The sequence below is a fragment of the Xanthomonas sp. Leaf148 genome, from assembly GCF_001423585.1.
In the GTDB taxonomy this organism is placed as follows: Bacteria; Pseudomonadota; Gammaproteobacteria; order Xanthomonadales; family Xanthomonadaceae; genus Xanthomonas.
Genome location: NZ_LMOP01000014.1, coordinates 1 through 11439, shown reverse-complemented (window position 1 = coordinate 11439; position 11439 = coordinate 1). Strand labels below are relative to the sequence as shown.

The 11439-nt window shown below is 64.7% G+C and carries 8 protein-coding genes and 1 other RNA gene; 3 read left to right on the top strand and 6 right to left on the bottom strand.

Annotated features, from left to right (window positions below):
* Positions 1 to 88 precede the first annotated feature (88 nt).
* Positions 89 to 164: non-coding RNA, sX9 sRNA (locus ASF90_RS23080), on the top strand.
* Between the two features lie 35 nt (positions 165 to 199).
* Here ASF90_RS23080 and ASF90_RS20585 read toward each other — a convergent pair.
* From ASF90_RS20585 to ASF90_RS20575, 3 genes are all read right to left on the bottom strand, one after another.
* Entirely contained in the window at positions 200 to 1234 is a 1035-nt protein-coding gene (locus ASF90_RS20585) for a DUF4272 domain-containing protein (RefSeq protein WP_055854621.1), read from the bottom strand.
* 10 nt (positions 1235 to 1244) lie between these two features.
* The gene (locus ASF90_RS20580; RefSeq protein ID WP_082473642.1) at positions 1245 to 1841 is read right to left on the bottom strand and encodes a GNAT family N-acetyltransferase; all 597 of its coding nucleotides are present in this window, start codon (positions 1839 to 1841) and stop codon (positions 1245 to 1247) included.
* Positions 1842 to 2248: 407 nt separating this feature from the next.
* Complete coding sequence (locus ASF90_RS20575; RefSeq protein ID WP_055854615.1) at positions 2249 to 4225, bottom strand: UvrD-helicase domain-containing protein; 1977 nt, start codon at positions 4223 to 4225, stop codon at positions 2249 to 2251.
* A gap of 208 nt (positions 4226 to 4433) precedes the next feature.
* On the opposite strand from ASF90_RS20575, the gene ASF90_RS20570 reads away from it, so the two are divergent.
* Complete coding sequence (locus ASF90_RS20570; RefSeq protein WP_055854611.1) at positions 4434 to 5069, top strand: thymidine kinase; 636 nt, start codon at positions 4434 to 4436, stop codon at positions 5067 to 5069.
* A gap of 419 nt (positions 5070 to 5488) precedes the next feature.
* Entirely contained in the window at positions 5489 to 6733 is a 1245-nt protein-coding gene (locus ASF90_RS20565; RefSeq protein ID WP_055854608.1) for a GAF domain-containing protein, read from the top strand.
* A 662-nt stretch (positions 6734 to 7395) separates the two neighbouring features.
* On the opposite strand, the gene ASF90_RS20560 is transcribed toward ASF90_RS20565, so the two are convergent.
* The 3 genes from ASF90_RS20560 to mutM form a co-directional block, all read right to left on the bottom strand.
* Positions 7396 to 8997 (bottom strand): glucan biosynthesis protein D, encoded by a 1602-nt coding sequence (locus ASF90_RS20560; protein WP_055854750.1) that lies wholly within the window; start codon positions 8995 to 8997, stop codon positions 7396 to 7398.
* 69 nt (positions 8998 to 9066) lie between these two features.
* Entirely contained in the window at positions 9067 to 10170 is a 1104-nt protein-coding gene (locus tag ASF90_RS20555; RefSeq protein WP_082473641.1) for a DUF4380 domain-containing protein, read from the bottom strand.
* 196 nt (positions 10171 to 10366) lie between these two features.
* Positions 10367 to 11182: a bifunctional DNA-formamidopyrimidine glycosylase/DNA-(apurinic or apyrimidinic site) lyase gene (gene mutM, locus ASF90_RS20550; protein ID WP_055854745.1), complete on the bottom strand. Its 816-nt coding sequence runs from the start codon at positions 11180 to 11182 to the stop codon at positions 10367 to 10369.
* Between the last annotated feature and the right edge of the window lie 257 nt (positions 11183 to 11439).

Below are 11439 nucleotides of genomic sequence, written 5' to 3'. Positions count from 1 at the left end.
GCGGATGCATCCCTTGAGGGACGCTTAGAGCAGCTAACAAAACTACTGTGCAGCCGCCAGGCGGGCGCGGCCGGTGCTCGGAATCCTCATGTACCAACCGTACACTCCGGTTCCTCCGCGCCGTCCACACCCACCTGACGACTGCTCGCTACGTTTTGTTAGCCGCTCTTAGCCCCGACGTGATCGGTGCTCGCTCCGCTCAGGTCGGCGTATCCACCTCGTCCCAGTCCGCATCTTCGAAGTGCAGCAGCCAGTTGAGCGCGTAATGGCGCTCGTACACCACGCCGGGCACGATGCCGGCCGGCGGTGCCTGCTGGGTGTGACCGGCCTGGCGCACGGCCCAGTGCAGGCGCAGATGCAGGTCCAACGCATCCAGCAGTCCGGGCAGCGGCCGCAGCGTCAGCAACGTGCGCGCAGGCGCCTGCGCATGCTCCAGCGCGCGCTGCGCGGCCAGCGGCACGTCGCACAGGGCGGTCGGCTGCGGCAAGCTGTCGGCCAGGCCCAGCGCCCATTGCAACACGGCCAGGCTTTCGTAACGCCAGCCAAAATTGGCCAGCATCTGTGCTTCTGGGTGCGCCTCGGCGAAGAAGGCGCGCTCCTGCGGCGACAGTGCAGCCGTCACGCCGGGCAAGCGCGTCTCCACCTCCTCCAACGCCGGTGGCGCATCGCCGGCGGCCAGCATCTCCGCACGCAAGGCCACCGCAAACAACGCCAGCATCCGTTGCGTCACCGCCGTCGCCTCGCGTACCCGCGCTTCGCTCCCACCGGCCACCGGCGGCAAGCTCGGCGGTACGCGAATGCCCTGTGCGCTCAGCTGCGCCAGATGATGCGCTCGCCGCTCGAGCGCGTCCGGCGGGTACGGCACCTGCGCTTGGTCATCGAGCGCCGGCTCGCCCTGGCTGATCAGCACCCGCCCCTGCGGGTCGCGCACGCTGCCGTCGGCCAGAAAACACACCGCATTGGCCTGCTCGGCCCACTGCGCCAGATCGCCAAACGCGCTGTCGTCGACCTCGAAGCTGAAGTGCTGCCGCACCCGCTGCACATGCCGCATCAGGTGATACCGCGACTGGGTCATTTGCCCGTCGCCCGCCTGATTCACGTAGCCGACAAAGCCATGCAGATGGTTGGCCAGCTCCGGGTCGGCATGGTCGCGATGCTGCACGGCGTCGTGCGGCAGAAAGTCCGGCCAGCGCGGTTCGCGCAACGTGGAATAGGCATTGACCAGCAGCGGCATGCGGGTGTCCTTATGCAGTCGGAGGCAGGCCGGCAGGGTGCCGCACACCTGGGGTGCTGTCCATGTCGGTGGAGGCGAGGTCGATCGTGTAATACGCCAGCGCGTCGGTGCCGGGACTCAACGCCCGCAGGCCCTCGCGGTGCAGCCCCAGCGCTTCCAGCGCGCGAATGGAAGCAGCGTTGTCCGGCGACACGATCGCGCACAGCTGGGTCAGCCCCAGCCCATCACGTGCATAGTCCAGCACGGCACGCCCGGCTTCGCGCACATAGCCCTTGCCGCGATAAGCCGGCAACAGCGCAAAGCCGAGATGCGGCACCGGCAAGGTGTCGCGGCACAACAAACCCAACGTTCCCATGAAGGTGGACCCGTCACGCGTCTCCAGCGCCCAATGCGCAAACCCGTACATGTCGTGATGCGCCTGTGCCCACTCGCGCAGATGCGCGCTCGCCTGCTCGCGGGTACGGATGCCGCGATCGTTGATGCCGGCGATAAAGCCGGGGTCGTTGACCAGCGTCAATATCGCATCGGCATCGCGCTCGGGATCGAGCGTACGCAAGCGCAAGCGCGGGGTTTCGATCACGACAGTCACGGCGCACTCCTGCAGCAGGGAAAACCAGACTGCCGTGCGGGTGTGGCGCTGGCAAGCCTCGGCGCGCTACAGCCAGGTGGGACACGGCGATCATCCAGCAGACGATCCGCGCCGTGCATGCACGTGTCGCCAACCTGGCACATCGAAGTAGATGTCGATGTCGATGTCGACGGTCACGATCCATTCCGCACGCAGCCAACGCCAGGCTTTCGACAACTGGTCACTGCGGTGCCGCCCTTGGCAATGCGGCAGTGTGCGGATCCGTGCAGTAGCCACTCTCACGCGTATTGAAGCGCAGGACACGCCTGGAACGGTCTGCATACCACCGCCAATACGCTGGCGCGTGCCAGACCGCGGTGCCAAACGCTAACCACGCATCAGCCGCGCCCACCCGACGACAAGCGTGGTGGCTTGATCAGCCGCGGCTAATCGAACAACGCCTGGATCGCCGCCAGCCCGGCGCTGGCGCGCTCTTTTTTGCGCTCGGCATCGGCAACCGGGTCGGCACCATCGCGCTGCAGTTCTTCGGCAGGAATCTCATCGAAGAACCGGCTCGGCTTGAGCCGCACATGCTCGCCAAACTTGCGCGTCAGCTTGCTGTGACTCATCCACAGCTGCTCCTTGGCGCGGGTGATGCCCACATACAGCAGCCGGCGCTCTTCCTGCAGATTGCCTTCTTCCAGGCTCACTTCGTGTGGCAGCACACCGTCTTCGCAGCCGACGATGAACACATAGCGGAACTCCAGACCCTTGGACGCATGCATGGTCATCATGCGCACTTGGTTACCGCCGTCGTCCTTGTCGTTGCGCGACAACAGCGCCAGCTGCGCGGCCAGATCGCTGGCGCTCGCGCCACGTGGGCCGCCTTCGAACCACTCGGCCAACTCGTCCAGATTGCGCTTGCGGCGTTGGAAGCCGGTTTCGTCTTTGGATTGATTGCGCAGATCGTTAAGCAGGCCAGATTTGTCGGCCAGCGTCCGCACCAATTCGCCGGCCGGCATGGTCGCCGAGTGCTCGCGCATGTCGCGCAGAATATCGGTAAAGGCACTCAGGCCATTGGCCGCGCGCGGCGGCAGGTGCTGCAATGCGCCCATCGATTCGGCCGCGCGCGACATCGGCACCGACTTCGCACTGGCCAGTTCGGCCAACCGCGCCAGCGAGGTCGCCCCCACTTCGCGCTTGGGCGATTGCACCGCGCGCAAAAACGCCGCGTCATCCTCGGGGTTGACGATCAGGCGCAGCCAGGACAACACGTCCTTGACCTCCTGCCGCTCCAGAAACGCGGTGCCGCCGGTGAGGTGATACGGCACCCGCAGCAGCTGCATGGCTTTTTCCAGCGGCCGCGACTGGAAATTACCGCGAAACAGAATGCAGAAATCGCTCCACGGCACCTGCTTGGCGGTGCCCAGAAACGAGATTTCGGCCGCGACCTTTTCGGCCTCGTGCTCGCTGTCGCGGCATTCCCACACGCGGATACGTTCGCCGTCGGCCTGGTCGCTCCACAGCGTCTTCAAATGCTCGTGCGGGTTGTGCGCGATCAGCGCATTGGCCGCGCGCAGCACGCGATTGGAGCAGCGATAGTTCTGTTCCAGCTTGATGATTTCCAGCGCCGGGTAATCGCGCCCCATCTGCTGCAGGTTTTCCGGATTGGCGCCGCGCCAGGCGTAGATGCTCTGGTCGTCGTCGCCCACGCAGGTGAAGTTGCCGCGCGGCCCGGCCAGCATCTTCAACAACCGGTACTGGGCATCGTTGGTGTCCTGGCACTCGTCCACCAGCAGGTAGCCGATGCGCTCGCGCCAGCCCATCACGATCTCTTCGTTGGCTTCCAGGATCTGCACCGGCAGGCGGATCAGATCGTCGAAGTCCACCGCATTGAAGGTGGTCAGTCGCGCCTGATAGCGCTCGTACAGGCTGGCGGCTTCCTTCTCACGGTTGCTGCGCGCAGCGGCCATCGCCTGTTCCGGCGACAGGCCGGCATTCTTGGCGCGCGAGATCAGGTTCTTGGCATCTTCGATCGCGTCGGGCTTGGCGCCATGCATCAGGTCCTTGATCTGCGCGGCAGCATCGTCGGAATCGAAGATCGAAAAACCGCGCTTCAATCCAGCAGCGGCATGTTCGATCTGCAGGAACTTCAGCCCCAGCGCATGGAAGGTGCAGATGGTCAGGCCATCGGCGCCGTCGCCGCGGATGCGCTTGGCCACACGCTCGCGCATTTCCTTGGCCGACTTGTTGGTGAAGGTGATCGCGGCGATACGCTTGGCCGGATAGCGGCCGATCGCGATCAGATGCGCGATCTTTTCCACGATCACGCGCGTCTTGCCGCTGCCGGCACCGGCCAGCACCAACAAGGGACCTTCGCAGTGCAGCACCGCGGCGCTTTGCGGGGGATTGAGACCGTGCATAGAGGCTTCCGACAGAGCGCGCCATTGTACCGGGGGCGGCCCCGGGCTGGCCGGCGCGATGGATTCAGGTCGGCAGGGGAATGGTCCCGTCGCAACAGGTCTGCAGGTACGGCGGCACGGCATCAGCGCCCGCCCGCGTTGGCCCGCGCGGCAGTACTCACCAATAACGCGCGCTGCATGCAGCCGCCCGGCCCGGTAAAATCGCCCGATGGCCAAGCTCTATTTCTATTATTCGGCGATGAATGCCGGCAAGACCACCACCTTGCTGCAGTCGGCGCACAACTACCGCGAACGCGGCATGCGCACGCTGATCCTGACGCCCAAACTCGACCACCGCGCCGGCAGCGGCGTGGTCGCATCGCGGATTGGCTTGCGCGCAGACGGGCGCGCGTTTGATCGCGACACCGAACTGCAGCAGCTGGTCGAACGCGACATCGCCACCCAGGGCGCCCTGCATTGTGTGCTGGTCGATGAGGCGCAGTTCCTCAGCCGTGCACAGGTCTGGCAGTTGAGCGAGGTGGTCGACCGGCTGCGCATCCCGGTGCTGTGCTATGGCCTGCGCACGGATTTTCGCGGCGAGCTGTTCGAAGGCAGCCAGTTCCTGCTGGCCTGGGCCGACGAGCTGGAGGAGATCAAGACCATCTGCCACAGCGGCAGCAAGGCCACCATGACCGTGCGCGTGGACGCACAGGGGCATGCGGTGCAGGACGGCCCGCAAGTGGAGATCGGCGGCAACGAGCGCTATGTGTCGGTCAGCCGCCCCGAGTTCAAGAAGATCATGCGTGGCGAAGGCCGCATCGACCCACTGCAGATCGCCTTGCCGCTGCCGTCTGCCGACGCCTGAGCGACCGGCATCCTGCCGACTGGCGACACCGCAGCGTCGGTCCGTCCGGCCTGCGCCGAGTAGTGCCCGCTCATTCCGCCACCTGCCGCATGGCGCCGCTGTAAGCAGTAGATGGCGGTGTGGCACGAACACACGAATCATCCGTCGCCTTGGTCAGCGCGGCGGGGTCATAGCGCCGTTGGGCAGCTGCGTTAGCGCCGCCACCATACGTGGCCGCATCCCTGATCGCCAGCGCGCATTGGCGCCAAGCTATACGCTGCGAACGCATCGCTAAACCTATGCAGGCATGCATTCGCAGCGGCATCGCCGACACCGGCCGACAAGGCGTATCGTTGGCATCGATTGCAGTGGCTTGGCACGTAACCAGGCCCAACTGCAGTCCTGTAAACTGGCGATCATCCACTTGTCGGGAGGCACACATGGGTACGCTTCCTCCCGAGTTACGCGCCGATATCGCGCGTGTTGGCCGGCTATCGTCGGTTCCCGATGTGCTGAACATCCTCACCCGCCTCACCGGCATGGGCTTTGCCGCCGTCGCGCGGGTGACCGAGGCGCGCTGGATCACCTGCCAGGTGCGCGACGAGCTGTCCTTCGGTCTGATGCCGGGCGACGAGCTGCCGCTGGCCACCACCTTCTGCGACAGCGTGCGGGTGAAGGGCAACGCGGTGTGGTTCGGGCATGCCTCCGACGACCCGGTCTATCGCGACCACCCATCGCCGCGGTTGTATGGCTTCGAAAGCTACGTCTCGGTGCCGATCCGTTTCGACGATGGCAGCGTGTTCGGCACCTTGTGCGCGCTGGACCCGTTACCGCGGGTCATGGACCAGCAGTTGGTGGAGAAGGTCGAGCTGCTCGCGCAGTTGCTTGCCGCGCAGATCCAGGCCGAACAGCGCGCCGAAGAGAGCGCGCAGGAATCGCGGCGCGCACGCAGCGAACTGGGCCGCGCCGGCGCCTCGGCGCGGTTGCGCGAAGAGTTCATCGGCATCCTCGGGCACGACCTGCGCAACCCGCTGCAGTCCATGCATGCGGTGGTGGACATGCTCGCCATCGACCCGCTCAACCAGCGCCAGGGCGGCGCCATCCGCTGCCTGCAGCGCAGCCTGCAGCGCATGGAAGAACTGATCGATTTCGCCTCGGATTTCGCGCGCGGCATCGAGCGTGACTGGCTGCAGCTGGATTACGGCAGCGGCAGCGACCTGCTCGATGCGCTGTCGCAGGTGGTCGACGAAACCCGCGCCGCCTATCCCAACCAGGTGCTGTCCACGCACGTGGCCATCGACGAACCCGTGCATGGCGATGCGGTGCGTCTGGCGCAGATGTTCGGCAGCATGATGATCAACGCGGTGGTGCAGGGGCAGCAGAGTTCGCTGATCAAGGCGGTCGCGGTCACCGAACAGGGCCGCCTGCGCATCGAGGTCTGCAATCTGGATGGCATCGACCCACGCCGGCTGGATGTGCTGCACGCCTCCACCCACGTACACACCGCCGGCCGCCCCGTGCCGGAAGTGGATCTGGGCCTGCACATGGCCGCGCAGATCGCACAGGCGCATCAGGGCGAGCTGCGTATCACCAGCGGCAAGGACGGCACCTGCTTCCGCGTGGAGCTGGCCTGCGCACGACCACGTGCGCGCATGCACCTGGTCAGCGGCACCACCTCGGCCTGAGTGCTTAAACCCGACGATATCGCCCCACCGCGGCGATCGTGTCCTGCAGCAGTGCGGTTGCGCTACGGAAGCGCGTTCACGCATAGGCGCTTTTGGAGGCACACACGTTCTCGTGCGGCGATCACTCCAGGACGCGACGTGCGTGGGTGCATCGGCGGACACTGCATGCCCAAGATCGCACGTCAGTCCTTGGCGTCATCCCAGCCTGATCGGCGCGCTGTGCAACGGTGCACCGCCGGATGCCCAGATCGCATGTCGGTCGCTGGTGTCAGCACAGGCCTGATCGGCGAGATGTACGGCAGGCGCAGGCATTGCTCGCCTCCGCCGCACAACACGTAAGGACGCGGCGTGCATGGGCGCATTGGCAGACGCAGCATGTCCGAGATCGCATGTCTGTCGCTGATGTCAGCCAGGCCTGATCAGCGAGATGTACGGCAGGCGCAGGCATTGCTTGCCTACGCCGCACAGCACGTACGCATGGCTGGGAGAGTGGCGGTCTGCCGTCGTTGCGATCGACTTACGCATGTCGGCGATCCACTCACCGCGCCGAGATCACTGCAGCATCCTCGCTTCTAGCTTCGATCGCCCGGGATCGCCCTACAAGGACGTCGCTTTGCAGACGAAACCGCGCGATGCGCACCCGCGCGCGCACCGCCACACACTCAATAGATCTTGCGCTCGCTCACCGGCGGCGGCGTCCATTGATAGAGCCAGGTTTCGGTCAGCGGCTTGCCATTGGCGCGCAGGTACAGGCGGATATCGATCTGCTGCATGCTGTCATCCGGCGGCACCAGGTCGAACATGGCCCGATAGCCCTTGAGCTCATGCAACGGCCGCGCCGAGACAATCTCGGTAGTGCCGCGCGACACCTGGATCACCGCTTCGACCTTGGTCTTGGCATCCTTCACCAACCCAGGCAAGTCGCCGCCGGCAAAGTCCACCGCAAAGCGCCATGAAAAATGGCTGCGCTTCTGTCCGACGATGCCGCCCAATCCGGTGCGGGTGGCCACGCAATGCGCCAAATGCGAACTGGCCGGCGGTTGGGCGCCCCAATACAACCGGTAGCCCATCAACAGCTCCTGCCCCGGCTGCGGCTTGGCCTGCGGGTTCCAGAACGCCACGATGTTGTCGAAGGTCTCGTCCACGGTCGGGATCTCGACCAACTGCACCGAGCCCTTGCCCCAACCGCTCTTGGGCTCCACCCACAGGCACGGGCGCTTCTCGTAGAACACGCCGTCGTCCTGGTAATGGTCGAAATTGCGGTCGCGCTGCAACAGCCCGAACCCACGCGGGTTTTCATCGACAAACATGTTGAAGCGCAGATGCGGCGGGTTGCACAGCGGCCGCCAGATCCATTCGCCACCGCCGGTCCACATCGCCAGACCATCGGTATCGTGGATCTCCGGGCGCCAGTCCCAATCCATCCGGCTGTCGTTTTCGCCGACTTGGTACATGCTGGTGCACGGGCCGATGCCGAGCCGTTCGATGGCCTTGCGCGGATACAGCGCGCTGTCGATATCCATCACCAGCACGTCGCCGTTGGTGATGGCAAAGCGGTAGGCGCCGGCGACACTGGGCGAATCCAGCAGGCCGTACACCACCACGGTGTCGGAGTCGTCGGCCGGTTGCTCCAGGTAGTAGGCGATGAAGTCCGGAAACTCTTCCGGTCCACCGGTGCCGGTATCGATTGCCAGCCCGCGCGCCGACTGCCCGTACTGGCCTTCCTTGCCCACCGCACGGAAATAGCTCGCGCCCAGAAACGCCGAGAAGTCGCGATCGGTGTCCTTGCGGGTGTTGAGCCGGAAGCCGGCAAAGCCCAGATCCTTCGGCAACTGCTTGCCGCCTAGCCCGCTGCTGCCGTAATCGAACGCAGCCGGGTCGTAGGCCAACTGCTGGGCCTTGCCATCGACGATGTCGTAGATGTGCACCGGGGTATGGAAATACAGCCCCAGGTGGAAGAACTTCGCCTGAAACTTGCCATTGCCGTCGGCCCACAACGCGTGGTCCTGCCGATAGCGGATCGACTGATACTGATCCCAGTTCAACGCTTCCAGCGGCCCCGGCAGCACTTGCTTGTGGCTTTTGTACGGCGCCTTGGCCAGCGCACGCGCCTGCCCCTTGAGCCACGCATAGTCGAACGGTTGCGGCTGCCCGAGCCGACGCAGCCCCACGGCCTTGGCAGCCAACGCCCACTGCGGCAATGCCGGTAAACCGAGCGCGGCCAAGGCGGCAGCGGCATTCTTCAGGAAGTGGCGTCGTTGCATGCGCATCGATCTGATCGGGAATTGGGCGACATCATAGCCACAAGCCCGGCGTGGACGCGCGTGCGTGCGTCAAGGCGCCGCAGCGGCGGCGTCGCACGCATTGTCCAAAGCCAGCTCTGTCGCCTTGCTGCACAGGAAGCGCCGCTGCGCCTGCACATCGTCCGGCCCGCTGTATTGCAGCAACGTCCACTGCTCCTGCGCCTGCATCTGCGCACCTGGCGCAAGCTGGCGATACGGTGCATGCACCTCCATTTCCAGCAAGCCCTGCTCGGGATGCAGCGGCGGGGCATCCAGGTACAGCTCCACCTGTCCTTGTTCCGGATGGATCCCGGCCAACGGCTGATGCACGAAGCGGATCACCAGCACCTGCGCGCCGGCAAAGCCGGCCATCCAGCCCGCCGACGGTTGCAGCAACACCTTGCCGCGCTGGACCATGCCGTCATCTCGTACGTCGGCACGCAACGCCAGAACGCCCGCATGGTGGCCGAACACGGGCGGCACCGTGCCTGGCTCGCTCGGCGGTTGCACCCGAATATCGCCGGCATCGGCCACCGGCACAAAGACCCGCGTACTCGCCGCAACCCGGGTGTTGAACCACAGATCCCAGGCGATTGCATCCTTGCGGATATTGCGCGCCGTGGCTTGCACGTCCACCGTGTCGGCGCGCGTTGTAGACAGGGCGATGCGCTTGCTCAGTTGCACGCCCGTCACCGGGCTGGGCACGCCCTTCAGCGTCACCTCGGTCGGTCCACGTACAACGGCCCGCGTACTGGCCAACGAGAGATACGGATCCGGCGGCCACACCGCGGCGGCGGCCTTGCGCTCGAGGTTGACCTGCTGATGCAACCACCACTGACTCTGCGGCCCCACCCACACATCGTGACCGAGATACGGAACATCGCCTGCGCTGGCAGACACCGTAGGCGCAGGCTGGCGATCCACTGCTGCTCCGATCTTCAACACACTAGGGTGTCCGCGCAGGCTGAAGGACAGCACACGGCCACCAAATGCCGGCGTGACGCTCAGCTCCACTGCATCGTTGTGCAACTGGGTACGTTCTACTGGCGCGAGGCCAGTTTTCGCGGACTCATCCGTATGTGCCTTGCCAGGAAGCAATAGCGCCAGTGCCCCGCCAGCCACCAAGGGAATGAAAAGAGGCCGTGACATGGGCATAAGGCAGTTCCAAATGCAGGACGTATCGATTGTGGCGTGGTGCAGGTGTGGAAACTAGCCGTTTGCATCTTGTTACTGCGAAGGTGGAGCCATTGATCGCCCGGTCGGCTGTTTATCCGTTGAGGCTGCACATCGATTGCGAAGATCCATCTGATCCGGGAGGCAGCAGGAACGGCTTAAAAGGTGCTGCCATACCTCAACGCTGGCAACTGCTGCACCACACCGTCGCGCGTTGTCCAATCGTTGCGTGTTTCAAGGCCCGCCCGCACTGTTTGCAGGGCTCACCCTCGCGGCCGTAGACCGTCAGTTCCTGCTCGAAATAGCCAGGTGCGCCGTCCGGGCTGATGAAGTCGCGCAATGTCGTGCCGCCGCGTTGGATCGCGTATCCCAGAATATCCTTCACCGCAGTAGCCAGATGCCGGTATCGATCAAGCGACACCTTTCCAGCCTCGCGCAATGGGCTGATTCCCGCACGATGCAGGCTCTCAGCGGCATAGATATTTCCCACGCCGACAACCACTGCTTGATCCATCAGAAAGGTTTTAACTGCAGCGCGACGACCGCGCGATAGCGCATAGAGATAATCGCCAGTAAATGCCTCCGATAATGGCTCCGGACCTAGCGCAGCAAGCAGCTCATGCACCTGGGTGTCGGATTGCCACAGCAGGCAACCAAACCGACGCGGGTCGTTGAAGCGCAGCACACGCCCGTTCTGCAGGCTGATATCTACATGATCATGTGCGCGCGGCAGCGTGTCGCCAGGCAATACACGCAAGCTCCCGGACATGCCCAGATGCAGCAACGCACTCCCGCCGGCATCGGTATCCATCAATAGATACTTGGCACGTCGACGGACTTGCGTGATGGTAGCTCCAGGAAGCAAACGCTCGATCTGCTCGGCAATGGGCCAACGCAGATCCGGCCGACGCAGGATCACCCCATGGATGCGCTGCCCGACCAGATGCGGCGCTAGGCCGCGCACCGTAGTTTCGACTTCAGGCAATTCCGGCATCAGCGCATCCAGCAACAGCCGGTCATGCACCGGCACGGCACGATATGGAGGTCGGCATGCTGAAAAGCAATCGAGTGGCGGTCAGCCAGCTACCAGATAGCGGTCTGCAGGGGCACAGCCGAGGGTTTCCGAGCGAGGGTTTGTGTGCGTCGCCTCATACGTGTACGTCGTCGTCACCTAGCTGCGCGTGGTTCGAGCGCCATGTAACGCAATGAAGATTGGCTGGTACGTGCGTGCGGGTCGCCGCGCCAGGCAGG